Genomic DNA, 23,850 nt, shown 5'->3' with positions numbered 1-23,850 from the left:
GGACCGGATGGCCATCCGGTCCGAGGCTCAGTCGCTTACATCGCACAAACTCTCCTCCGTGCAGATACAAGGGGCGGTGCCAACGCTTCGAAACGATGGCGCTTCGAACCTATCCCACGAACTGCCGCGCCAGGATCAACACTGCAGCCCCCGCCAGGAACATCGCCATCAGCCCGCCGCGCAGCGAGACAAGCGCGGTAACCACCAGCGCCGCCCACTCCGCCGGCCCGGCGTTCAGCAGCTCCGGCGCCACCAATGTCGTCAGCACCGCCGCCGGCACAGCGTTGAGGCCCGCTTCCACCCGAGGATGGATGTTCTCGAAACGGGAAATGACCAGATGCCCGCCGATGCGGGTGAGATAGGTGGCGATCGCACCGGCGATGATGATCCAGAACGTCGTGCTCACGGCCTTGTCTCCACGCCGCTATGATGCGGCGGCAGGATGACGGCGAGCAGCACGCCGGCGATGGCGCCGATCGAGACATGCCAGGGCGAGCCCACCGTCTTGTAGGCGATAACAGAGGCAACCGCACTGGCAAGCACCACCGGCAGCCACAGCGGCCGCTTGCGGAAGCCCATCACAAGGCCCAGGAAATAGATCGGCAGCAGGAAATCGATGCCCAGCGCGTGCGTGTCGGGAATGAGCTTGCCGAACATCGCGCCGAGCGCGCTTTCGACGATCCAGAACAGATAGACCGGCAGGCCCAGCCCCAGATACCAGGCGAAGCCGACGGTCTGCCCGGATTGCGCCCGCGCTTCGGCGACCGCGAACTGCGGGTCGGTGAGGATGAAATAGCCGAGGGCCTGGTTGATGACAGGCCAATGCGCGATGCGCCGGCCGATACCGGCGGAGTAGAGCACATGGCGGAAGTTGACGGCGAAGATCGACAGCACGATCAGCCATGGCGCGACATGCTGGCCAAACAGCTGGATGCCGACCATCTGGCTGGCACCGCCATAGATCAGCGCGCTCATCAGGAAGGCTTCGAGGACCGAAAAGCCATTGTCGACGGCGAGCGCGCCGAACAGCACCGCGAACGGCGCCGACGCCACCACAACCGGCATGGACAGCCGCACACCTTGCCAGAAATCGCTTCTCGCGCCGTCCTCGGAAATTGCTTGCGCCGACATGTCTCTCCCCAATCAGAGGGCTGATGTAGGAAGCACCGCCGGGCTTGTCACACGAATTCGCTTGAGCCAAACGATCAGCGGAAATGATCGTGGAGCACTTGCCTGGAAGCTCAGTCCTTCGCAGGCTTGCCCTCGATCGCCCTGCCCCAGTCGAGCAACGGCCTGGCTCTTATGGTGAAGTCGACGAGTTCGTCGACCAGTGCCGGACCGTGAATGATGGCCGGATCGATGGTGTGTCGGACAACGAAATGCCGATTGCGGATGGCGGCAACGAGATCGGCTTGCGCAACATGTTCGAAGCCGCGCGGCGTCCGCTTCATGCAGCCATCCGTGTCGAGCGCCAGGCCGTTCCTGGCGAGCGCCTTGACCATTGCGCGAAACTTTTCAGGCTTCGTCTCGATCGCCCGGCGTATCGCCAGCAGCAGTGCCGGCTGCGGGCTCCACCAGGCAACGCCGGCAAAACACCGTTCGAGCCCGATATGAACGTAGAACACGCCTTGCTCCATCTTGGTGCCGTCCGGCGACAGGATGGCCGACAGATGCCGGTTGTAGGGCCGCTTGTCCTTGGCAAAGCGCACATCGCGATTGATGCGGAACATGGATTTCTTGCGGTCACCGCGCAGGCCGAGCCCTGCCGCCGCGAAGCGCTGGGTCAGCGTCTCCACCAGATCGCAGAAAGGCTCGTACAAGTCGCTGTCGTAGAGCGCCCGGTTCTCCCAGAACCACTCGCGGCTCTGGTGAAAGTCGAGCGCCTTGAAGAACGGCATGGCCTTCGGGCCAAAGCCCCTGAACGTTCCGTCGCTCACGCCTTGCCGACCCGCTGCAGCCAGGTGTCTTCGTCGATGACTTCGACGCCGAGTTCGCCGGCAAGCTTCAGTTTGGAACCCGCACCCGGCCCGGCCACCACCAGATCGGTCTTGGCCGAAACCGAACCGGCCACCTTGGCGCCGAGACGTTCGGCCATCGCCTTGGCTTCGGACCGGGTCATCTTTTCCAGCGAACCGGTAAAGACGATGGTCTTCCCGGCGACCTCGCTGTCGGCCGAGATGGTGACGATGTAGGGCTTCGGCTTGACCTGCTCCAGCAGCTTGTCCAGCACGTCGTCATTGCGCTCATTGCCGAAGAAATCGCGCAGCGCGTCGATCACCGTATCGCCAATGCCGTTGATCGAGGGGAAGACGCTGTGCGGATCCTCCGCTGCCGCGGTCTCCTTGCCGACGCGGATCACCTCCTCGATGGTCGAGAAGGTTCGCGCCAGCACGGCGGCGGTGGTTTCGCCGATATGGCGGATACCGAGCGCGAAGATGAAGCGGTCGAGTTCGGGCGCGCGGCGCGAATCGATCGCCGAAAACAGCTTGTCGAGGCCTTCGTAATTGCGGTCCTCGACGCCGCGCACATTCTTGCGCGTCTTGCCGGATGCCGCCTCGCGCTGCCTGGCCTGCTCCTCCCGCCGCTCGGCCAGTGCCTTGGTCACGGCCGGACGGCGCTCCTTGAGCGTGAAGATATCGGCCGCCGTCTTGACCAGTCCCGAGTTGAAGAACAGGTCTATGTTCTCGGCACCCAGGCCTTCAATATCCATGGCGCCGCGCGACACGAAATGGCGCAGCCTTTCGACCGCTTGGGCGGCACAGATCAGTTCGCCGGTGCAACGCCGCCGCGAATCCTCCTTGCCGGTCTTCTCGTTGATCTCGCGCGTCGCCGGCGAGCCGCAGATCGGGCAAGAGTGCGGGAATTCGTAAGGCACGGCGTCGGACGGCCGCTTGTCGATAACGACGCTGACGATCTGCGGGATCACATCCCCTGCCCGCTGGATCACGACCGTATCGCCGATGCGCACGTCGATGCCGTCGCGGATCGGCTGGCCGGTGCTGTCCAGTCCCTTGATGTAGTCCTCATTGTGCAGCGTGACGTTCTCCACCACGACGCCGCCCACCGTCACCGGCGCCAGCCGCGCGACCGGCGCCAGCGTGCCGGTGCGGCCAACCTGGATGTCGATCTTCTCAACGGTCGTCATCGCCTGTTCGGCCGGGAATTTGTGTGCCACCGCCCAGCGCGGCTCGCCGGTGACGAAGCCCCAGCGCCGTTGCAGTTCCAGCTGGTCGACCTTGTAGACGACGCCGTCTATGTCGTAGCCGAGCGACGAGCGTTGCTCCTCGATCAGGTGATAATGCGCGATCAGATCCTCGACGGACTTCGCGCGCACCATCAGCGGGCTGATCTTGAACCCCCATTCGCCGAATTTCTGTACCGCACCGAACTGCGTCGGAGCCGGGTCGGCGGTCGTATACCCCCAGGCATAGGCGAAGAACTTCAGGTTGCGGCTGGCGGTGACGGATGGGTCCTTCTGGCGCAGTGATCCGGCCGCCGTGTTGCGCGGATTGACGTAGTCCTGGCCGCCGACGGCCGCCGAGCGCGCCTTGAGCGCCTCGAATTCCGCGTAGGTCATGTAGACCTCGCCGCGAATCTCGATCGTCTCTGGCCAATCCGAACCTTTCAGCCTCGCCGGAATGTCGGCGATGGTCCTCAAATTGGCGGTGATATCCTCGCCGACCGCGCCGTCGCCGCGCGTCGCGCCCTGCACGAACACGCCCTTTTCGTAGCGCAGCGAAGCCGACAGCCCGTCGATCTTCGGTTCGGCGGTGAAGGCGATGTCGAGATCCTTGTCGCGATCGAAGAAACGCCGGCCACGCTCGATGAAATCGGTGACGTCGGCGTCTGTATAGGCCTTGGCGAGGCTGAGCATCGGCACGGCGTGGCGCACCTTGGTAAACCCTTCCGCCGGCGCCGCACCGACCCTGAGCGAAGGCGAATCCTCGCGCACAAGGCCGGGAAAGCGCTCCTCGATGGCGAGGTTGCGCCGCCGCAACGCGTCATACTCCGCGTCCGAGATCGTGGGCGCGTCCTCGGCATGGTAGCGCCGGTCGTGCTCGGCGATCTCGGTGGCAAGGCTCCGGAGCTCGGCCTCGGCCTCGCTTTCGCTGAGCGAATCGACAGGTTTTTCGGCCATGCTTCTTGTCCCCGAACGGTGGCGCGTCACAATAGATCAGGATTTTGGGAAAATCATTCCTGAACAGCAGGATGGAGCCATATCCTGACTCGGATCATGACCCGATGGTCTCATGCCGCGTTCGTGTTCTCGCGCAGCAACCGCTCGGCGGCGGCGCGCGCCTCGTCGGTGATCGTAGCGCCTGCCAGCATGCGGGCGATTTCTTCCTGGCGCGCCGGCCGGTCCATCTCGGCGATTCCGGTCGCCACACGGTCGGTACTGCCTGATTTGGAGATCAGGAAATGCGTTGCCGCGCGCGCCGCCACCTGCGGCGCGTGGGTGACCGAGAGCACCTGCACGCGCTTCGACAGCCGCGCCAGCCGCTGGCCGATCGCGTCGGCCACCGCGCCGCCGACGCCGGTGTCGATCTCGTCGAAAACCAGTGTCGGCGCCGAGCCTCGGTCGGCGAGCGCCACTTTCAGCGCCAGCAGGAAACGCGACAGCTCGCCGCCGGATGCGACCTTCATCATCGGTCCGGGTCGTGTGCCGGGATTGGTGCGCACCCAGAACTCGATCTGGTCGATGCCTTCCTCCATGCGCGTCTCGGCCTCGCTCTTCATCTCGACGATGAAGGCGGCGCGTTCGAGCTTCAGCGCCGGCAATTCGGCCATGACGGCCTTGGTCAGACCCGCGGCCGCGCCATGGCGAAGCGACGACAGCTGTGCGGCGGCGATGTCATAGGCTTCGCGCGCGGCGCCAGCCTGTTCTTCCAGCCCATGCAGGCGCTCCTCGCCGGCATCGAGATCGGCGAGATCGGCAACCATCGTGTCGCGCAACTGTGCCAGGTCATCGACGGCGACACTGTGCTTGCGCGAGGCCGCACGCAGCGAAAACAGCCGCTCCTCGGCCTTTTCTAGCCGTTGCGGGTCATATTCGGTGGCACGCAGCGCGGCCTCGACGCCCGACTGCGCCGCATCGAGCGAAAGCATCGCTTCATCGAGCGACTTGACCACGTCGTCCAGCAATCCCGGCGCCTCGCCCGCCTTGCGCTGCAGCCGCCTCAGCAGGCTGGCAAGCTGCGGCAAGGGCGAGGACGGGCCCGACAGCACGTCCTGCGCATCGTGGATTTCCGAAGCGATCTTCTCGGCGCGCATCATGTGGGCGCGCAGTTCGGCAAGCTCCGTCTCCTCGCCAGGCTGCGGATCGAGCTTACTCAGCTCGGTGACCGCGGCGCGCAGATAGTCGGCTTCCCGTGCGGCGGCCGCCACCTTGGCGCGGTGGCGTGTCAGCTCCTGCTCGCAGGCGCGCCAGTGCCGCCAAGCCTCCCCCGTCGAACGAACGGCGCCCAGATGGCCGCCGAAAGCGTCGAGCACGTCGCGGTGGGCGCCGGGATCGACCAGGGCGCGCTCATCATGCTGGCCATGGATCTCGACCAGCGCCCGTCCGACATCGCGCATCAGCGTCACGCTGGAGGGCTGGTCGTTGACGAAGACACGCGTGCGCCCGTCCGCCGTCTGGACACGGCGCAGGATCACGTCGCCATCGTCCTCGATGGCGTTTTCGGCAAGCAGGGCGCGCACGGGATGGTTGCGCGGCACGTCGAACACGGCAATCACCTGCCCCTGGGTAGCGCCATGGCGCACCAGCGAGGCGTCGCCGCGCGCGCCGAGCGCCAGCGACAGTGCATCGAGCAGGATGGATTTGCCGGCGCCGGTTTCGCCGGTCAGCACTGAAAGGCCCGGCTGGAAGTCGATGTCCAGCTTCTCGATCAGGACGATATCGCGGATCGACAGTCTGGAAAGCATCGGAACCCGGACCTATTGCATGCCGCCCAAAGGTGGACCCGGTTTTGGGACAACGACATGCACAAAAGCAAAAGACTTAAAGCGCGTCGCATGGATCCGTTCAAGCACGACGCGCTTCAAAAAGCGGCACCCCGACGATGGAGTCGCAGCGCCGCACTATCTTTTTGTTTGAGCTTCGGATCAATCCGAAAAAGCGCGCCGCGGCGGCGCGCTCTCGCGGTCAGGCGCCGGTGATCAGCTTGCCCGCCTTGGATATCCACGATCCGGCGTTTTCGCGCGGTGCCAGGCCGTTGCTCTGCAGCAGCTTGTAGGAATCCTTGTACCACGGGCTGTCCGGATAGTTGGTGCCGAGCACCGCGGCGGCTGTCTGGGCCTCCGAGGTCAACCCCATCGCGTAATAGCTTTCGGTGAGGCGGGCGAGCGCTTCCTCGACATGGCGGGTGTTGGAATAGCTTTCGACCACGGTGCGGAAGCGCTTGACGGCGGCGATGTATTCGCGCCGCTCCAGATAGTAGCGGCCAATCTGCATTTCCTTGCCGGCGAGCTGGTCGTTGGCGAAACGCATCTTCTCCTTGGCGTCGTCCACATATTCCGAATTCGGCCAGCGCGTGACCAGATCCTGCATCGTCTGCAAGGTCTGGCGTGCTTCCTTCTGGTCCTGCGTCACGTCCTTGATCTGACGATAATAGCTGAGACCGATGATGTACTGGGCATAGGCGGCGTCGTCCGTCGACGGATAGAGGGCCAGATAGCGCTTCGCCGACTGGATCGCGTCGTCGTAGCTGCCCTTGCGGTAGTCGGCGAAGGCGCCCATCACCATCGATTTGCGGGCCCATTCCGAATAGGGGTGCTGGCGGTCGACCGCGTCGAACTTCTTGCTCGCCTCATCCAGGCGTCCGGCATTCATGTTGGCCAGGCCCTGATTGTAGAGAACGTCGGCCGGTTCGGTCTGGTCGACATAGGTCGACAGGTCGATATCTTTCTCGGACGACATGCAGGCCGACAGAAAGAGCGATGGAACAACCACCGAAAGCGCCAGGAAAACAGACCGCCGTGGCGCCTTCGATTGACCGAGTCGCGTGAAGAACATGATTGGATTCCGCCCTTTCGGCGTTATTTTAGTGCTCGTTGCATGCAGTTCTCCCAAAACTGGTCCCCACTTCCAGGCGAACATGCACTAATCGACGGCAGCAGCCATAAACCATAACCGTCTTGCCCGGCAACGCTATGTCTAGCCAATCGCACATTTTTGTGGCGGGTTCGCGCCACTCGGCCGGCAATACGATTTGGTCGCCTACTGATGCAATCATGCAACATTAGCGAGCCATAACAAAGCGCAAAAACGGCGCACGGTATCGAAAATATGCAGGCATTCGCAACGATATCGGACCGCGAGCGCCCTGAGATGGGAAATCAGATCATCCAGGGTGCGTAGAGCGGTGCGTTGACGGCGTTCATCTCGGCGGCGCGGCCGCGCTCGCGGCGTGTCGTCTCGACGATCTCGAAGGCGGTGCGGTCCGACAGCAGGCGCCGCAGCGCCGCGGCGTTCAGCCGGTGCCCGCCGCGATAGGAACGGAAACAGCCGATGAAGCGGGCGCCGGCCAGCGCCAGGTCGCCCATGGCGTCGAGCGTCTTGTGGCGCACGAATTCGTTGGGATAGCGCAGGCCGCCCATGTTGATGACGCGGTTGTCGTCGCCGATCACCAGTGAATTTTCCAGCGAGGACCCCAGCGCATAGCCGGCGGCCCAGAGCCGCTCGACATCCTTCATGAAACCGAAGGTGCGGGCGCGCGCGATGTCGCGGCGGAAAATGTCGGCATTGATGTCGGATGCGAAAAGCTGGCGGCCGATGGCCGGGCTTTCGAAATCGATCTCGACTTCGAAGCGGGTGCCGTCATAAGGCCGGAACTCGGCCCAGGAAGCGCCGTTCTCGATACGGACAGGCTTGACCACCCTGATATAGCGGCGCTTGACGGCCAGCGTCTCGATGCCGGCCTGGTCGATGGCCTCCACGAAGGCCATGGCGCTGCCGTCGAGGATGGGAACCTCATGGCCGTCGATCTCGATCACGACATTGTCGATGCCGAGCCCGAACAGCGCCGCCATGATGTGCTCCACGGTGGCGATGTGCTCGCCCGAGGGATCGCCAAGCATGGTGCAAAGGTCGGTGGCGCCGATCTCGGAGAACAGGGCGCGAAACTCGCGGCTCTGCCCCTCGTCATTGAGAAGCTGGAACACGATGCCGGTATCGGCATCCGCGGGGAGGAAACTGATGGAAACTTCTTTGCCGCTGTGAACGCCGGTGCCTGTAAGCGACGCGCGCGTCTTCACTGTCGTCTGATGGTCTTGCAAGACAATCCCCATAAGCCCGTACTGCCTAGGTCCGCTTCTCCAGCCCGAGGGCGCGGCTCTTGTTAAATCGGCAGGCAGGGCCACTTCCCCGAAATCCCAGCAAACCGACTATGGTAGGCAGCGAAGATAATGTCCCGGCAGGGAGACTCCAAATCACGGTTTCTTACTCTCTGTAACCGCGAACTGGAACATGTACGGCATCATAACCGATTGATTATGCAGCGCTTTAAACGTTAACAGGCAAGCAATCTCTTGCCTGCCTGTTAACAATTGTTACAGTCCGTTAACCGCTCAGTTGGCCTGGCGGCGCAGGAAGGCCGGAATCTCCAGCTGGTCGTCGTCCTGAGTCGCCCTCACCTGCGGCGTCAAGCGGCCCTGGTCGTCCAGCTGGCCGCGGCGCGGCGCGTAGAGCTGTGCGTCCTGGCTGGCAAGGCGGCGCACTTCCGGCGCGGCCTGGCGCAGCTTGGGTTCGCGCGGCTGCGCCGGCTGCAGCCGTGCAGGCTCTTCCTCGCGGCGGGTCAGGCCATTGGTCAGGCGCTTCAGCAGGCCCATCGGCCCGCTGTTCTCATGGTCAGCCGGGCGGCTCTTGGCATCAACCTCGGCCTTCACGACCGGCGGGAAGTCCTCGACGCGCGGCATGCGCTGCGGCGCCATCGCCACCGGCTGCGGGACCTCGCGCAGCATTTCGCGCGGCTGCGGAGCCGGCTGCATCATCTGCTGGACGACAGGCTGGGGCATCGGCTGCTGCTGCGCGGGCGGCGCCTGGAAGATCTTGCTCTGCGGGCGGAAATCGTCCGCATGGGCAACGGGTGCCGGGCGCGGCTGAGCCATGGCGGCGGCGTTTGCTTCGGCCAACTGGATCGCTTCCGCCACCGGATCGACGGCACGCGGCTCGTAGACAGCCTGCTGCTGGACCGGCGCCGGGCGGCTTTCCACCGCCGCAACGGCCGGACGGGCGGCCGGCTTCTGCGGCGCGGTGCGGATCGAGATCGGCGCGGCGGCGATTTCAGCCGCCGACTTGTCGATGCCGGTCGCGACCACCGAGACGCGGATGACACCCTCGAGTTCCTCGTCGAACGTGGCGCCCAGGATGATGTTGGCGTCCTGGTCGACTTCCTCGCGGATGCGGGTCGCCGCTTCGTCGACTTCGAACAGGGTCAGGTCGCGGCCGCCGGTGATCGAGATCAGCAGGCCCTTGGCGCCCTTCATCGAGGTCTCGTCGAGCAGCGGATTGGCGATCGCGGCTTCCGCGGCGGCCATTGCGCGGCCCTCGCCCGAAGCTTCGCCGGTGCCCATCATCGCCTTGCCCATCTCGCGCATCACCGAACGCACGTCGGCGAAGTCGAGATTGATCAGGCCTTCCTTGACCATCAGGTCGGTGATGCAGGCGACGCCGGAGTAGAGCACCTGGTCGGCCATCGCGAAGGCATCGGCGAAGGTGGTCTTGTCATTGGCCAGCCGGAACAGGTTCTGGTTGGGGATGACGATCAGCGTGTCGACGCACTTCTGCAGCTCCTCGATGCCGAGGTCCGCTGTCTTCATGCGTCGCGCGCCTTCGAAATGGAACGGCTTGGTGACGACGCCGACGGTCAGGATACCCTTTTCGCGCGCGGCGCGCGCCACCACCGGAGCAGCGCCCGTGCCGGTGCCGCCGCCCATGCCGGCGGTGACGAAGCACATATGGGTGTTGGACAGGTGGTCGATGATCTCATCGATGCACTCTTCAGCCGCCGCACGGCCGACTTCCGGCTGCGAACCGGCACCGAGCCCCTCGGTGACATGCGCGCCGAGCTGGATCAGCCGGTCGGCCTTCGACATGGTCAGCGCCTGCGCGTCGGTGTTGGCCACCACGAACTCGACACCGCGCAGACCGGCGGTGATCATGTTGTTCACGGCATTGCCGCCGCCGCCGCCGACACCGAACACGGTGATGCGCGGCTTCAGCTCGGTGATGTCCGGCTTCTGCAGATTGATGGTCATTGTCTCCGTCCTTTGCCTTTCACGCCGCTTCGCCGCCGCGGCCGCCTATGGGGCTGTCCCCGTCAATTAGAAACTGTCTCTCAACCACTGACTCATGCGATGCAGTTTTCCGCCCGTTCCGGTCATCCTGAGACCGGAAATGCCTTTCGCCGGATGGCTCTCGAAATTCGCCATCTGCGGATAGATCAGAAGTCCGACCGCGGCCGAGAAAGCCGGTCCCTTCGCCGCCTCGGGCAAGCCCGCCACGCCGAGGGGACGTCCGATGCGCACATTGCGTCCCAGAATGCGGCGCGCCGCCTCAGGCAGGCCGGCCAGTTGGCTGGCGCCGCCGGTGAGCACGACGCGCTTGCCAACGGCATTGCCGTAGCCCGACTTGTTCAGCCGGTCGCGCAACAGCTCGAGCGTCTCGTCGATGCGGGCGCGCACGATGCGCGTCATCACCGAACGCGGTATCTGCAGCGGCACGTCGCCATCGTCGCCGATCGGCTGGATCGAGACCAGATCGCGGTCGTCGGCGCTGCCCGGCAACGCTGAGCCGTGCATCACCTTCAGCCGCTCGGCAGCGTCGAGCGATGTCGACAGCCCCTTGGCCATGTCGAGCGTCACGTGATTGCCGCCGATGGCGATTGCGTCGCCATGGACGAACTTGCCTTCCGAAAACACCGAGATGGTGGTCGTGCCGCCGCCCATGTCGATACAGGCGGCGCCCAGTTCCAGCTCGTCGTCGACAAGTGCCGCCAGCCCGCTTGCATAGGGCGTCGCCACCATGCGCTCGACCGACAGGTGCGAGCGGTTGATGGACAGTTCCAGATTGCGCATCGGCGCGGCATCGCCCGTCAGCACATGCATGTCGACGCCAAGCGCGTCGCCCACCATGCCGCGTGGATCGCGCACGCCGCGCTCGGCATCGAGCGAGAAGCCCACCGGCAACGAATGGATCACCTCGCGCTCGGCCTTCAGCGCCTGCTTGGCGCCGGCCCCGAGCACGCGCTTGATATCGGCCTCGTCGGCCTCGTGGCCGCCAAGATTGATCGTGGCCGAGAAGGCTTCGCTCTTCAGCCGTCCGGCGGTCATGTTGACGATCAGCGAATCGACCGTCAGCCCCGCCATGCGCTCGGCTGCGTCGACGGACAGGCGGATGGCATGTTCGGCGCGGTCGAGATCGACGACCACGCCCGACTTCACGCCCTGGGATTTCTGATGGCCGATGCCGATCACCTGGATCCGGTGCGAGCGGCCGCGCAAAAGCTTGCCGTCGTCGCACGGCTTGAGCTTGGCCACCATGCAGCAGACCTTGTTCGAGCCGACATCCAGCACCGTCAGGGTGCCGGACCGGCGCGACGAGGCATCGCCAGAACCGCCAAGCCAGCTCATATCTTCGTCTCCGGCTTGCGCTTGAGGGTCTTTGGTTTCTCGTTGAGCGCGGCCTCGCGCTGGGTTGCCGCCTCAGGCGTCAACTCCACGACCAGCCGGTCGGAAAGACGCATGTCGACGGCGGCGATGTCGCGCGACAACAGCCCCTTGTCGTGATCCATCTTGACGAGTTCGGCCAGCGCCTGGTCCTCGCCATCCTCGGGCAGCTTGACGGTGATGCCGTTGTCCAGCTTCAGGTCCCAGCGCCGCTCACCGACACGGACATAGCCTTTGATGCGGCTGGCAAGGTCTGGATATTGTTCGATCTTGGCCATGAAGCCCGGCGCCGTGGCGGGCGCGCCGGCACCGATCAGCAACGGCAGCAGAACCTGCTTGCCACCCGAGAACGGCGCGATGACGGCGCCGTCCTTCTCGATGACGGAAAGGTCACTGCCCTGCTGCCAGAGCGCGAAGGCCTCACGCTCCTCGACGCGCACTTCCAGCGTATGCGGATAGACCTTGCGCACCGCCGCGACCTCGATCCACGGCAAACCCGCGATGCGCTCGCGCGCGGCTTCCGCATCGAAGCCGATCAGCGACGTCCAGCCGTCGAGTTCGAGCCTGTCGAGAATATCGATCTCCGAAGTCTGGCGGTTGCCGACCACCTTGACCTGGTCGACGGCGAAGCCGGTGCGCGCCGTGATGCTCTGGATGATGCCGTCGGCATGACCGCCGAGATAGGAGCCATAGGCACCGCTCGAGGCCAACAGCACCGACGACATGACAGCGGCGGAGAATCGCGGCGCCTGGAATTCACCATCGCACAGGCGCGCGAAGATACGGACCGGGCGGCGAAGCACGCGCGGCAGAACGAAATGGTCGAACGACAATGGCAGGCCGAACAGCGACGGCCCGGCCGCGCCCCTCACCTTTCCCTGTCCCCATTTCAACGCAGACACGAAGCGTCCTCCACCATCCAACTCAACAGATCACCAAACGAATGCCCGGCCTGGGCAGCGATTTCAGGCACCAGAGACGTCGGCGTCATGCCAGGCTGGGTGTTGACCTCGAGCCATACAACTTCGCCATTTTCGGAGTGACGATCGTCATAACGGAAGTCCGACCGGGAAACGCCCCGACAGCCGACAGCTTGGTGAGCCTTGAGCGCCAGTGTCTGTATTTTTTGGTAAATATTCGGTGAAACTTTTGCGGGGCATTCGTGTTTTGATCCGCCCGCGACATATTTTGAATCGTAATCGTAGAAGGAATGCCCCGTCGGGATGATCTCGCAGACGCCGAGGGCCACATCGCCCATGACGGCACAGGTCAGTTCGCGCCCATGGATGTAGCGCTCGACCATGACGGTATCGCCATATTTCCACTCCGACGACCCGACAACCTGCGGCGGATGCGATTGCCCCTCCGACACGATGACGACGCCGAAGCTCGACCCCTCACTGACCGGCTTGACCACATAGGGCGGCTTCATCGGATGCTTGTTCTGGATGGAGAAGCGATTGGCGACCTTGGATTCGGCAACGGGCACGCCGACCGATTTGACGACCTTCTTCGCCTGCTCCTTGTTCATGGCGAGCGCCGAGGCGAGCACCCCGGAATGGGTGTAGGGAATGCCGAGATATTCGAGGATGCCCTGGATGGTGCCATCCTCGCCGAAAGGCCCATGCAGCGCATTGAAGGCGACGTCGGGCCGAAGCGCGGCAAGCACCGAGCCGACATCGCGCCCGACATCGACACGGGTGACCTGATAGCCTTCCTGCTCAAGCGCATCGGCACAAGCCTTTCCGGAAGACAGGGACACGGGCCGCTCGGACGAGAAACCTCCCAGCAATACAGCCACATGCTTGCTCTTCATTCCCCGTCATCCCCTCTCGCGGCGGACCAAAACCCAAAGATCTCCGCAACATTGAGTCCGAGTCTCCCGGCAGGTTGCCCCCCAGACGGAAAACGCTGAAAACGCGTCGAACGACTCAAATCAGGAAACGCTTTAGGGCAGAGAATCAGAGAGTTGATTCACTGGCAAGTGCTTATGATTCCGAGAGATTCACTTTGTGAGAAAATGGACGCGAAAACCGTGTCGCTGAGTCTTTCCGGCAACGTTTTTGCGCGATTTGCGAACCCGTTGAAGTTCATCCATCACATGAACTTCAAGGCGTCTCAGAGAAGCTGCCCGAGGAACTCCTGCACGGCATGTCCGGGCCGGAAATTGCCGAGGCGCTTGATCTCCCATTGCAGCCGGATGCCGGAATGCTCGAGCACCCGCGCGCGCACCGTCTCGCCGAGATATTCTAGGTCGTAGCCGGTCGCCGTGCCGGTGTTGATCATGAAATTGCAATGCATCGGCGACATCTGCGCGCCGCCGATCATCAGGCCGCGGCAACCCGCCTTGTCGATTTCCTTCCAGGCCGACGTCCCTTCCGGATTCTTGAAGGTCGAGCCGCCCGTCTTTTCGCGGATCGGCTGCACGGTTTCGCGATGGTTCTGCACGGCATCCATCGCCGTCTTGATCGCCGCCTTGTCTTCGGCAAAGCCTTCGAAAACGGCCGAGGTGAAGATCAGCCCGGCGGGCGCTGCCGAATGGCGGTAGGCGTAGCCCATCTCGGTATTGCTCAGCGTCTGGAGATTGCCCTTGCGGTCGAGCGCCCGCACCTCGATGACGCGCTCGCGCGTCTCGACGCCATTGGCGCCGGCATTCATCCTGAGCGCGCCGCCGATGGCGCCCGGAATGCCGTGATAGAAATGGAACCCGCCAATGCCGGCCTCCAGCGCCACCGCCGCCACACGCTTGTCGGGCGTGGCCGCACCCGCCTTGATCCTGATCGGCGAAATCACCTCGGCATCGCCGAAGCCCTTGGCCGAAAGCCTGACGACGAAACCAGGAATGCCGCCGTCGCGGACGAGAAGGTTCGAGCCGACGCCGACGACGGTCAAGGGGACCTCTTCGGGAACCGCCTTGAGGAATGCGGCAAGGTCTTCCTCGTCGGCCGGCTGGAACAGCGCCTCGGCCAGACCGCCCGCGCGGAACCAGGTGATCTTGTCCATTTCCGCATTCGGCGTGACGCGGCCGCGCAGGCCGGCCAGCCGGTCGCCAAGTCTGTCGATCAGGGCCTGGCCGTTCATCATGAGGCGGCGAGCTCCTTGGGCAGCGCATAGGCCCATTGGGTGATATTGCCGGCGCCGAGGAAGACGACGAAATCGCCAGGCTTGGCGATGTCGCGGATGATGGGCGCGATATCGGCCGGCCCCTCGATATAGCGCGCGTCGCGATGGCCTCCGGCGCGGATGCGCGACACCAGCGCGTCCGAGGTCACGCCGTCGATCGGCTCTTCACCAGCCGCATAGACCGGCGCCACCATCACGGTATCGGCGTCGTTGAAACAGGCGGAGAATTCGTTGAACAGGTCATGCAGCCGGGTGAAGCGATGTGGCTGGGCAATGGCGATGACGCGCCCCTTGGTGGCGCTGCGCGCCGCCTTCAGCACCGCCGAGATCTCGACCGGGTGGTGGCCATAGTCGTCGAACACGTCGACGCCGTTCCACGAACCGGTGTGGGTGAAGCGGCGCTTGACGCCGGCGAAGGAGGACAGGCCCTTCTTGATCGCTTCGGCGGACAGGCCGAGTTCGTGCGCGACCGCGATCGCGGCGGTGGCGTTGGAGACGTTGTGGCGGCCAGGCATCGGCAGGCGCAAATCCGCTATCGTCGTATGACCCCGCCCCTTGCGGTCGCGGATGACCACGTCGAACTCCGAAGTGGCGCCCGCCATGCGGTGGTTGGTGAAGCGCACATCGGCCTGCGCGTTCTCGCCATAGGTGATGACGCGGCGGTCCTCGATGCGGCCGACCAGGGCCTGCACTTCCGGGTGATCGGTGCACATCACGCCGAAGCCGTAGAACGGCACGTTCTCGACGAACTGGCGGAACGCCTCGCGCACCTTGTCGAAGCTGCCGTAGTGATCGAGATGTTCGGGATCGATGTTCGTGACGACGGCGACATCGGCCGGCAGCTTGAGGAACGTGCCGTCGCTCTCGTCGGCCTCGACCACCATCCATTCGCCATCGCCCATGCGGGCATTGGTGCCATAGGCATTGATGATGCCGCCATTGATGACGGTCGGATCGAGCCCGCCGGCTTCGAGCAGCGTCGCCACCATCGAGGTGGTCGTCGTCTTGCCATGCGTGCCACCGATCGCCACGGCCTGGCGGAAGCGCATCAGTTCGGCCAGCATCTCGGCGCGGCGCACGATGGGCAGCAATTTCTCCCGCGCGGCCTTCAGTTCCGGGTTGGATTTCTTGATCGCCGTCGAAACGACGATGACCTCGGCATCGCCGAGATTCTCGGCCTTGTGACCGACGAAGCATTCGATGCCCTTGTCGCGCAGCCGCTGTACATTGGCGCTGTCGGCCTGGTCGGACCCTTGCACCTTGTAGCCAAGATTGTGCAGCACCTCGGCGATGCCGCTCATGCCGATGCCGCCAATGCCGATGAAATGCACGAGGCCGATGGTCTGCGGCATCTTCATGCGTGCGTCCCCTTCTTGAAATCCGATACTGTTTTGCGGGCCGCAATAGCCTCTGTCAGGTCGGCGAGCAACCGCGCGGCGTCGGGCCTGCCGACCGACTTCGCCGCCGCCGCCATCGCCGCCAGCCGCTCCGGCTCTTCCATCAGGGCGCCGAGCAATGCCGCGATACGCTCGGGCGAAAGTGAGGATTGCGCATGCACCTCGCCGCCGCCGGCAGCGGCAAGGGCTGCCGCATTGGCCGCCTGGTCATGGTCGAGCGCATAGGGGTAAGGCACCAGCAGCGCCGGCCGGCCGATGACGGCGATTTCCGACACGGTCGAGGCCCCTGAACGCGAGATCACCAGGTGTGCCGCCGCCATGCGGGCCGCCATGTCGGTAAAGAAGGGCGAAACCTCGACGGCGACGCCAAGCGCGGCATAGGCATCCTTGACCCGCGTCACGTCGTCCGCGCGGGCCTGCTGTGTGATCACCAGCCGCTTGCGCCGCGCCTCGGAAAGCTGGGCGATAGCGCCCGGCATGGCATCGGAAAAGAACTGGGCGCCCTGGCTGCCGCCGAACACGAGCAGGCGGAACGGGTCGTCGAACCCCGATGCCGCATAGGCCGTCTTCGCGGCCTCGATCACCTGCGGGCGGACCGGATTGCCTGTCGTCACCGTCTTGGCCCCGGCGACGCTCGCGTCCTGCGGCAGGAAGCCGCCGGCGATCGCATCGACCCGGCCCGACAGCGCCCGGTTGGCGCGCCCCATCACCGCATTCTGTTCATGGATCAGCGTCGGCACCTTGCGCCGCGTCGCCGCGTAGAGCGGCGGCAGGGTCGGATAGCCGCCGAAACCGATCACGGCCTCCGGCTTGATCCTGCCGATGATGCCGGAAGCCTGGCGCACACCGCTCCAGATTTTCCAGAAGGCGCCAAGCAGCGCCACGGGATTTTTCGAGCCCAGGGTCGCCGACTGGATCGGATGGATGGCGGCGGCCGGGAAATGGCCGGCAAACCGCTCGGCGCGGGTGTCGGTCGCCAGATGCACCGTCCAGCCGCGCTCGATCAGTTCATGCGCCAGCGCTTCGGCTGGAAACAGGTGTCCGCCGGTACCGCCCGCGCACAGAAGAATGACGCCTCTGGCCATGTCACTCCGCCGGCATGGCGCGCTGCGGCAGCGTAAAGCCCATCTGCTTGCGCTTCTCCGGCCGCTTGCGCGTTAGCGCCAGCACCATGCCCATCGAGATGGCGATGGCGATCTGCGAGGAGCCGCCATAGGAGATGAAGGGCAGCGTCATGCCCTTTGCCGGCACCAGCTGCAGATTGACGCACATGTTGATGACGGCCTGCAGGCCGAACACGGTGACCAGGCCGCCGACCGCGTAACGGGTGAAGTCGTCATGCTCCTTGAGCGCCGTGTTGAGGCCGCGCAGCACGATGAAGGCGAAGATCGACATGATGAAGAAACACATGATCAGCCCGAACTCCTCGCCCGCGACCGAGAAGACGAAGTCGGCATGGCTGTCGGGGATGACCCGCTTGACCGTGCCCTCGCCCGGCCCGACGCCGAACCAGCCGCCATTGATCAGCGCGTCCCGGCCCATATCGACCTGGAACGTATCGCCTTCGCCGGTGAGGAACTTGTCGATGCGCAGCGCGACGTGCGGAAACACCGTATAGGCGGCGAAGACGCCGCCGACACCGGCGGCACCCAGCACGATGATCCAAAGCCAAGGCAGCCCGGCCATGAAGAACATGATGCCCCAGGTGCCGGTGGTCAGCATGGTCTGGCCGAGATCCGGCTGCGCCACCAGCAGCGACACGACCAGCACCAGGAGCAGCATGGCGAACAGATTGCCGGGAATGTCGGGCTGGCGCTTGTGTTCGGCGAACAGCCAGGCGCACATGATGACGAAGGCCGGCTTGAGGAATTCAGACGGCTGGATCGAGAGGCCGGCGAACGAAACCCAGCGGCGCGCGCCCTTCACCTCGACACCGACATAGAGCACCGCCACCATCAGCACCAGCATCAGGCACAGCATGATCAGCGACATGCGCCGAATCTCTCGGGAATCGAGGAACGAGACCAGCAGCATCACGCCGAGCGCCGGCACGGTGAAGATGATCTGCCTTGTGGCGAAGTGGAAACTGTCGAGGCCGATGCGTTCGGCGACGGCAGGGCTTGCCGCGAACGACAGGACGATACCGAGCCCCATCAAGGACAGGAACGCCGCCAGGAACCAGCGATCGATGGTCCACCACCAGGTTGCAACAGGACTTTTGTCGAGACGGCTCTGCATTATCGTGCCCCTCCGATGGGTTTGACGCCATCTATAGCGCTCGCAGCTTGCCTGAAGGCTTCGCCGCGAACCTCGAAATTCTTGAACTGGTCGAAACTGGCGCAGGCCGGCGACAGCAGCACCACCGCCTCGCCGCTGTCGTCGCCGGCCGCGTCATGCGCCGCGTGCTCGACCGCGGCGGCGAGCGTGCCCGAAATCTCGTAAGGCACGGCTTCGCCCAGCGTCGCCGAAAAGGCCGGCGCGGCCTCGCCGATCAGATAGGCCTTGGCGATGCGCGGGAAGAAGCCGCGCAGCGGCTCGATGCCGCCTTCCTTGGGCAGGCCGCCGGCAATCCAGTAGATACGGTTGAAGCTGGACAGAGCGGGCGCCGCCGCGTCGGCATTGGTCGCCTTGGAATCGTTGACGAACAGCACATGATCCTTGCGGCCGACCTGCTCCATGCGATGGGCCAGCCCCGGGAAGCTTTCCAGCCCCGACTGGATTTCACCGAGGTCGAGCCCGACCTTGAGGCAGGCCGCGACCGCGGCCAGCGCGTTCTGCGCATTGTGCTGGCCACGCAGCGAGCCGATGCCTTCGAGGAAGGCAACCCGGCTGTAGCGGCCGTGCACGGCCTCCATCAGATTGGTGCCGTCGGCGAAATAGCCGTCGGTCAGCGGCAGCCGCTTGGAAATACGGATGACCTGCCGCCCCGCCCGCTCCAGCCGTTCGGCGATCTGCGCGCACCACGAATCGTCGATGCCGATGATCGCCGTCTCGCTGCCGGCGACCAGCCGCTCCTTGATCGAGGCGTAGTGCTGCATGGTGCCGTGGCGGTCGAGATGGTCGGGCGTCAGATTGAGCAGGATGCCGGCCGTCGGATTGATCGAGGGCGCAAGGTCGATCTGGTAGGACGAGCATTCAACCACATAGTGCCGGTCGGGCGTCGGCGGATCGAGCGTCATGACCGCGCGGCCGATATTGCCGCCCATCTGCGTGTCACGCCCCGAGGCTTTCAATATATGCGCCGTCAGCGCGGTCGTCGTCGACTTGCCGTTGGTGCCGGTGATGGCGATGAAGGGCGCGTCCGGCGCACGCTGTGCGCGCTCCCTGCAGAACAGCTCGATATCGCCAATGACCTCGACGCCCGCTCCACGCGCCAGTTCCACCGTCCAATGCGGCTTGGGATGGGTCAGCGGCACACCGGGCGACAGCACGAAGGCGGAAAACCCGCCCCAGTCGGCGCCACGCAGGTCACCGGTTGCAATGCCGGTGGCGGCGGCCTTGGCGACGCTGTCGGGATTGTCGTCCCAGGCCAGCACCTGCGCGCCGCCCTCGATCAGCGCGCGCGCCGTGGCGATCCCCGAGCCGCCGAGCCCGAAGAGCGAAACACGCTTGCCTGCGAAGGATGCGGCGGGGATCAAGAGGCGCCTATCTGAGCTTGAGGGTGGAGAGGCCGACCAGCGCCAGGATGACGGCGATGATCCAGAAGCGGATCACCACCTGGCTTTCGGTCCAGCCGAGTTTTTCGAAATGATGATGGATCGGCGCCATCAGGAACACGCGCTTGCCGGTCATCTTGAAGTAGCCGACCTGGATGATGACCGAGAGGATCTCGACCACGAACAGGCCGCCGACGATGACCAGCACGATTTCGTGCTTGGTGGCGACAGCGACAGTGCCGATCAGGCCGCCCATGGCCAGCGAGCCGGTGTCGCCCATGAAGATCGCCGCCGGCGGCGCGTTGAACCAGAGGAAGCCGAGGCCGGCGCCGATGACGGCGCCCAGCACAACCGCCAGTTCACCCGTGCCGGGCACGAAATGGATCTGCAGATATTCGGCGAACACCGCGTTGCCCGACAGATAGGCGATGACGCCGAAGGACGCCGCCGCGATCATGATCGGCACGATCGCCAGCCCGTCGAGACCGTCGGTCAGGTTCACCGCATTGCCGGCGCCGACGATGACGAAGCAGGAGAACGGAATGAAGAACCAGCCGAGATTGATGATGAATTCCTTGGCGAAGGGAAACGTCAGCGACGACGAGAACGGCGCCTGGCCGTTGTGCATGATCGCCCAGGCGGCGATGCCGGCGATGACGAATTCCAGCCCCAGCCGCGCCTTGCCGGAAAAGCCCAGATGCGACTGCTTGGTCACCTTCAGGTAGTCGTCATAAAAGCCGATCGAGCCGAAGCCCAGCGTCACCAGAAGCACCACCCAGACATAGATGCTCGACAGGTTCGCCCACAGCAGCGACGAGCCGATGATGCCGGAAAGGATCATCAGCCCGCCCATGGTCGGCGTGCCCGCCTTCTTGAAATGCGTCTGCGGTCCGTCGGCGCGGATCGGCTGGCCCTTGCCTTGCCTGAGCCGCAGCGAGTTGATGATGGTCGGCCCGAAGATGAAGACGATCAGCGCCGAGGTGATCAACGCCCCGCCGGTGCGGAACGTGATGTAGCGGAAGACGTTGAAGACCGAGATCTTGTCCGCGAAATCGACCAGCAGTGTGAACATGCGCTTTCGTCCCCCGACTTGAACTAGGCCTGATTGCCGCTTGTGGTTTCAGCCGGGAATTTGCCCAGCAGCGCATCGACCAGTTTTGCAAAACCGATGCCCTTCGACGATTTGACCATCACCACGTCGCCTGGCTTCAGCGCGGCGAGCAGCACCGGCTTCAACTCCTCGACGCCGGCGCGATATTCCGTCTTGATGTCATCAGGCAGCGCTTGCGCCAGCGAGCGCATTTCCGGCCCGCCGAGAAAGACCGTCCGCGTGCCCGTGCCGACGATGAGGTCGGCAAGGGCGGTATGCAGCTTGGCCGAATGGTCGCCGAGCTCCAGCATGTCGCCAAGCACGGCGATGCGGCGTCCCTCGCCCGTCACCGGCGTCGCGTTGAGCAGCGCCATCGCGGCCGCCATCGAGGCCGGATTGGCGTTGTAGCTCTCGTCGATCAGCGTGATGGAGCCGCCGGCGTGGCTCGAAGTCGAGCCACCGGGATGCCGCAGCACGTGGCGCTTGCCGCGGCCGCGCTCAGCCGACAGGTCGACCAGCGCCATCGCCACCTTGTCGAGATCGGCGCCGACCAGTTGCGCGGCACCCAGCACCGCCAGGATGTTTTGCACCATGTGCCGTCCGGGCGCTCCGATGCGCGCGATCATGTCGTGGCCGCTGATCCTGGCGGCAATGTCGGAATGGTCGGCATGCAACTCGCACTTGGTGAGCTTGAAGGTCGAGCGCGCATTCTCGCCGAAGCCATAGACATGCTCGACGCCGGCGGCCTGCGCCATCTTTTCCAGCAGCTTGAAACGGGCATCGTCGCGGTTGAGGACCGCCGCGCCGTCAGGCTCCAGCCCCTCGAAAATCTCGGCCTTGGCCTTGGCGATCTCGTCCAGATTGCGGAAGAAGCCGAGATGCGCGGCGGCGATCATGGTGACGATGGCGACATGCGGCCGCACCATCTTCACCAGCGGCCGGATCTCGTCGGGATGGTTCATGCCGATCTCGAACACGGCATAGTCGCAATCGGCGGGCATGCGCGCCAGGGTCAGCGGCACGCCCCAGTGATTGTTGAAGGACTGCGCCGAGGCATGCACCTTGCCGACCGCCGAAAGCACGTGGCGCAGCGCCTCCTTGGTGGTGGTCTTGCCCGCCGAACCGGTGACCGCGATGATTTTCGCCTGGGAGCGCGTCCGCGCGGCGACACCGAGCTTCTCCAGTGCGGCCAGCACGTCCTCGACGACGATGATCGGCGCCGTCAGCCGCCCGAGCGAGGGCAGCTTGCCTTCGGCCACCACCAGCACGCCGGCGCCGGCCTTGATGGCCGCGGTGACGAAGTCATGGCCATCCATCGCTTCGCCCTTGATGGCGAAGAAAGCGTCACCCGGCTGCAGGCTGCGGCTGTCGATCGAAATGCCCGATATGCCATCGGGCATCGGGCCGAGCGGACGACCATCCGTGGCGGCGACCAGTGCTTCCGATGTCCACAGCAAACTCATGCGGCACGCTCCCTGAGCGCGGCGCGCACTTCCTCGTGGTCGGAGAAATGCAGGGTCTCGGTGCCGATCGTCTGGCCTTCCTCATGCCCCTTGCCGGCCACGATCAGCGTGTCGCCGGCATGCAGCATGCCGACGGCCTCGTGGATTGCCTTGCGCCGGTCGCCGATCTCTATGGCGCCAGGTGCCGCGGCAAGAATGGCGGCGCGGATGGTTTCGGGAACTTCCGAGCGCGGATTGTCGTCGGTGACGATGACGACATCGGCGAGCCGGGTGGCGATCTCGCCCATGATCGGGCGTTTGCCACGGTCACGGTCGCCGCCGCAGCCGAACACCACCATCACGCGCCCGGTGGTGAACGGACGCACCGAGGCCAGCACATTCTCCAGCGCGTCGGGCTTGTGGGCGTAGTCGACATAGACCGGCGCGCCGCTCGCCGTGGTGCCGACGAGGTCGAGCCGGCCAGGCGCGCCTTTCAATTTCTCCAGCGCCGCCAAGGCCTTGGCGAGAGGCGTTCCCGTGGAAATGGCAAGCCCCGCCGAAACCAGCGCATTGGCAATCTGGAAATCGCCGGCAAGCGGCAGGTCGATCTCGTGGATGACGCCGTCGGCCTCGACTTCGGCACGCTGGCGATGGCGCTCGTGCTCGACCCGCTTCAGCCTGAGGAAATCGCCATGGCGACCGACTGTCAGCACGTCGAGCCCGGCGGCCCGCGCCGCCTTGATCGTCGGTTCCGACCACGGATCGTCGGCAAAGACGATTGCCGGTGCGCCCTTCGGCAGCAGCGTGTCGAACAGGCGCAATTTGGCGCGATGGTAATCCTCGACAGTCGCATGGTAGTCCATGTGGTCGCGGCCGAGATTGGTGAAGCCGCCGGCGGCGAGCTTGACGCCGTCGAGGCGGCGCTGGTCGAGCCCGTGGCTGGAGGCCTCCATTGAGGCGTGGGTAACGCCGGCATCCGCCAATTCCCTGAGCAACTGATGCAGGGCGACCGGATCGGGCGTCGTCAGCGAGCCATAGTCGTTGCGGCCGGGCGCCACCACGCCTGTGGTGCCGATCGAGGCGGCGGCGTATCCCGCCTGCTCCCAGATCTGCCTGGTGAAGGCCGCGACCGACGTCTTGCCGCTGGTGCCCGTCACCGCGACCATGGTTTTCGGCTGTTTGCCGAAGTAGCGCGCGGCACTCAACGCCAGGGCCAGCCGCGGATCATCGACCGCCAGCACCGGAACAGGCAGACCGGCAAGGGCGCTGCCTTTACCCGCGACGATCGCGGCAGCGCCACGCCTGGCAGCGTCGGCGGCATAGGCGGAGCCATCCGCCTTGCTGCCCGCAAGCGCGAAAAAGACGACGCCGGGTTTCACCTGGCGGGAATCCGACGAGATGCCGGTGACCTCCAGATCGGCGGAAGCTGTTCCTTCGACTGGCAGGATACCGGCTAGATCTTTGAGCTTCATCGAGTC

General features: G+C 64.8%; 19 protein-coding genes. All 19 read right to left on the bottom strand.

What is annotated here, in order from left to right; translation table 11 throughout:
• Positions 1–109 precede the first annotated feature (109 nt).
• Positions 110–406: an AzlD family protein gene (locus tag FJ967_RS13810; RefSeq protein WP_140732372.1), complete on the bottom strand. Its 297-nt coding sequence runs from the start codon at positions 404–406 to the stop codon at positions 110–112.
• Positions 403–1,131: an AzlC family ABC transporter permease gene (locus tag FJ967_RS13805; protein WP_140732371.1), complete on the bottom strand. Its 729-nt coding sequence runs from the start codon at positions 1,129–1,131 to the stop codon at positions 403–405. The genes FJ967_RS13810 and FJ967_RS13805 overlap by 4 nt, the downstream gene beginning before the upstream one ends.
• Before the next feature lie 110 nt (positions 1,132–1,241).
• Positions 1,242–1,937 (bottom strand): TIGR02453 family protein, encoded by a 696-nt coding sequence (locus FJ967_RS13800; RefSeq protein ID WP_281405678.1) that lies wholly within the window; start codon positions 1,935–1,937, stop codon positions 1,242–1,244.
• Positions 1,934–4,138 (bottom strand): NAD-dependent DNA ligase LigA, encoded by a 2,205-nt coding sequence (gene ligA, locus FJ967_RS13795; protein WP_140732370.1) that lies wholly within the window; start codon positions 4,136–4,138, stop codon positions 1,934–1,936. Before ligA ends, FJ967_RS13800 begins: the two co-directional genes overlap by 4 nt.
• 110 nt (positions 4,139–4,248) lie before the next feature.
• A complete protein-coding gene (gene recN / locus FJ967_RS13790) occupies positions 4,249–5,922 on the bottom strand; it encodes a DNA repair protein RecN (RefSeq protein ID WP_140732369.1) in 1,674 nt (557 codons plus the stop codon).
• A gap of 220 nt (positions 5,923–6,142) precedes the next feature.
• On the bottom strand, positions 6,143–7,012 hold the full coding sequence (locus FJ967_RS13780; protein WP_140732367.1) for an outer membrane protein assembly factor BamD: 870 nt from the start codon (positions 7,010–7,012) through the stop codon (positions 6,143–6,145).
• 323 nt (positions 7,013–7,335) lie between these two features.
• Positions 7,336–8,286: a UDP-3-O-acyl-N-acetylglucosamine deacetylase gene (gene lpxC / locus FJ967_RS13775; RefSeq protein ID WP_140732366.1), complete on the bottom strand. Its 951-nt coding sequence runs from the start codon at positions 8,284–8,286 to the stop codon at positions 7,336–7,338.
• A gap of 279 nt (positions 8,287–8,565) precedes the next feature.
• A complete protein-coding gene (ftsZ, locus tag FJ967_RS13770) occupies positions 8,566–10,254 on the bottom strand; it encodes a cell division protein FtsZ (protein ID WP_140732365.1) in 1,689 nt (562 codons plus the stop codon).
• A gap of 66 nt (positions 10,255–10,320) precedes the next feature.
• The gene (gene ftsA, locus FJ967_RS13765) at positions 10,321–11,628 is read right to left on the bottom strand and encodes a cell division protein FtsA (protein WP_140732364.1); all 1,308 of its coding nucleotides are present in this window, start codon (positions 11,626–11,628) and stop codon (positions 10,321–10,323) included.
• On the bottom strand, positions 11,625–12,566 hold the full coding sequence (locus FJ967_RS13760; RefSeq protein ID WP_140732363.1) for a cell division protein FtsQ/DivIB: 942 nt from the start codon (positions 12,564–12,566) through the stop codon (positions 11,625–11,627). The genes ftsA and FJ967_RS13760 overlap by 4 nt, the downstream gene beginning before the upstream one ends.
• A complete protein-coding gene (locus FJ967_RS13755; RefSeq protein ID WP_140732362.1) occupies positions 12,554–13,480 on the bottom strand; it encodes a D-alanine--D-alanine ligase in 927 nt (308 codons plus the stop codon). Before FJ967_RS13755 ends, FJ967_RS13760 begins: the two co-directional genes overlap by 13 nt.
• Before the next feature lie 302 nt (positions 13,481–13,782).
• Positions 13,783–14,748: a UDP-N-acetylmuramate dehydrogenase gene (murB, locus tag FJ967_RS13750; RefSeq protein WP_140732361.1), complete on the bottom strand. Its 966-nt coding sequence runs from the start codon at positions 14,746–14,748 to the stop codon at positions 13,783–13,785.
• Positions 14,745–16,145 (bottom strand): UDP-N-acetylmuramate--L-alanine ligase, encoded by a 1,401-nt coding sequence (gene murC / locus FJ967_RS13745; protein WP_140732360.1) that lies wholly within the window; start codon positions 16,143–16,145, stop codon positions 14,745–14,747. The genes murB and murC overlap by 4 nt, the downstream gene beginning before the upstream one ends.
• Positions 16,142–17,269, bottom strand: a complete 1,128-nt coding sequence (gene murG / locus FJ967_RS13740) for an undecaprenyldiphospho-muramoylpentapeptide beta-N-acetylglucosaminyltransferase (RefSeq protein WP_140732359.1) — start codon at positions 17,267–17,269, stop codon at positions 16,142–16,144. Before murG ends, murC begins: the two co-directional genes overlap by 4 nt.
• 1 nt (position 17,270) lies before the next feature.
• On the bottom strand, positions 17,271–18,422 hold the full coding sequence (ftsW, locus tag FJ967_RS13735) for a putative lipid II flippase FtsW (protein WP_140732358.1): 1,152 nt from the start codon (positions 18,420–18,422) through the stop codon (positions 17,271–17,273).
• Positions 18,422–19,822, bottom strand: coding sequence for a UDP-N-acetylmuramoyl-L-alanine--D-glutamate ligase (gene murD / locus FJ967_RS13730; RefSeq protein WP_140732357.1), 1,401 nt, complete (start codon positions 19,820–19,822; stop codon positions 18,422–18,424). The genes ftsW and murD overlap by 1 nt, the downstream gene beginning before the upstream one ends.
• A 7-nt stretch (positions 19,823–19,829) precedes the next feature.
• The gene (mraY, locus tag FJ967_RS13725) at positions 19,830–20,912 is read right to left on the bottom strand and encodes a phospho-N-acetylmuramoyl-pentapeptide-transferase (RefSeq protein ID WP_140732356.1); all 1,083 of its coding nucleotides are present in this window, start codon (positions 20,910–20,912) and stop codon (positions 19,830–19,832) included.
• A 23-nt stretch (positions 20,913–20,935) separates the two neighbouring features.
• The gene (locus FJ967_RS13720; RefSeq protein WP_140732355.1) at positions 20,936–22,393 is read right to left on the bottom strand and encodes a UDP-N-acetylmuramoylalanyl-D-glutamyl-2,6-diaminopimelate--D-alanyl-D-alanine ligase; all 1,458 of its coding nucleotides are present in this window, start codon (positions 22,391–22,393) and stop codon (positions 20,936–20,938) included.
• Positions 22,390–23,844: a UDP-N-acetylmuramoyl-L-alanyl-D-glutamate--2,6-diaminopimelate ligase gene (locus FJ967_RS13715; protein ID WP_140732354.1), complete on the bottom strand. Its 1,455-nt coding sequence runs from the start codon at positions 23,842–23,844 to the stop codon at positions 22,390–22,392. Before FJ967_RS13715 ends, FJ967_RS13720 begins: the two co-directional genes overlap by 4 nt.
• Positions 23,845–23,850 lie beyond the last annotated feature (6 nt).

The organism is Mesorhizobium sp. B2-3-4 (assembly GCF_006442315.1).
GTDB lineage: Bacteria > Pseudomonadota > Alphaproteobacteria > Rhizobiales > Rhizobiaceae > Mesorhizobium.
This window is presented reverse-complemented; position numbering and strand designations above follow the sequence as displayed.

Excerpts from the sequence above, each read along its gene's own strand:
- FJ967_RS13805 (WP_140732371.1), bottom strand. The coding sequence starts at position 1,131 with ATGTCGGCGCAAGCAATTTCCGAGGACGGCGCGAGAAGCGATTTCTGG.
- ligA (WP_140732370.1), bottom strand. The coding sequence starts at position 4,138 with ATGGCCGAAAAACCTGTCGATTCGCTCAGCGAAAGCGAGGCCGAGGCC.
- recN (WP_140732369.1), bottom strand. The coding sequence starts at position 5,922 with ATGCTTTCCAGACTGTCGATCCGCGATATCGTCCTGATCGAGAAGCTG.
- FJ967_RS13780 (WP_140732367.1), bottom strand. The coding sequence starts at position 7,012 with ATGTTCTTCACGCGACTCGGTCAATCGAAGGCGCCACGGCGGTCTGTT.
- lpxC (WP_140732366.1), bottom strand. The coding sequence starts at position 8,286 with ATGGGGATTGTCTTGCAAGACCATCAGACGACAGTGAAGACGCGCGCG.
- ftsZ (WP_140732365.1), bottom strand. The coding sequence starts at position 10,254 with ATGACCATCAATCTGCAGAAGCCGGACATCACCGAGCTGAAGCCGCGC.
- ftsA (WP_140732364.1), bottom strand. The coding sequence starts at position 11,628 with ATGAGCTGGCTTGGCGGTTCTGGCGATGCCTCGTCGCGCCGGTCCGGC.
- FJ967_RS13755 (WP_140732362.1), bottom strand. The coding sequence starts at position 13,480 with ATGAAGAGCAAGCATGTGGCTGTATTGCTGGGAGGTTTCTCGTCCGAG.
- murB (WP_140732361.1), bottom strand. The coding sequence starts at position 14,748 with ATGATGAACGGCCAGGCCCTGATCGACAGACTTGGCGACCGGCTGGCC.
- murC (WP_140732360.1), bottom strand. The coding sequence starts at position 16,145 with ATGAAGATGCCGCAGACCATCGGCCTCGTGCATTTCATCGGCATTGGC.
- murG (WP_140732359.1), bottom strand. The coding sequence starts at position 17,269 with ATGGCCAGAGGCGTCATTCTTCTGTGCGCGGGCGGTACCGGCGGACAC.
- ftsW (WP_140732358.1), bottom strand. The coding sequence starts at position 18,422 with ATGCAGAGCCGTCTCGACAAAAGTCCTGTTGCAACCTGGTGGTGGACC.
- mraY (WP_140732356.1), bottom strand. The coding sequence starts at position 20,912 with ATGTTCACACTGCTGGTCGATTTCGCGGACAAGATCTCGGTCTTCAAC.
- FJ967_RS13720 (WP_140732355.1), bottom strand. The coding sequence starts at position 22,393 with ATGAGTTTGCTGTGGACATCGGAAGCACTGGTCGCCGCCACGGATGGT.
- FJ967_RS13715 (WP_140732354.1), bottom strand. The coding sequence starts at position 23,844 with ATGAAGCTCAAAGATCTAGCCGGTATCCTGCCAGTCGAAGGAACAGCT.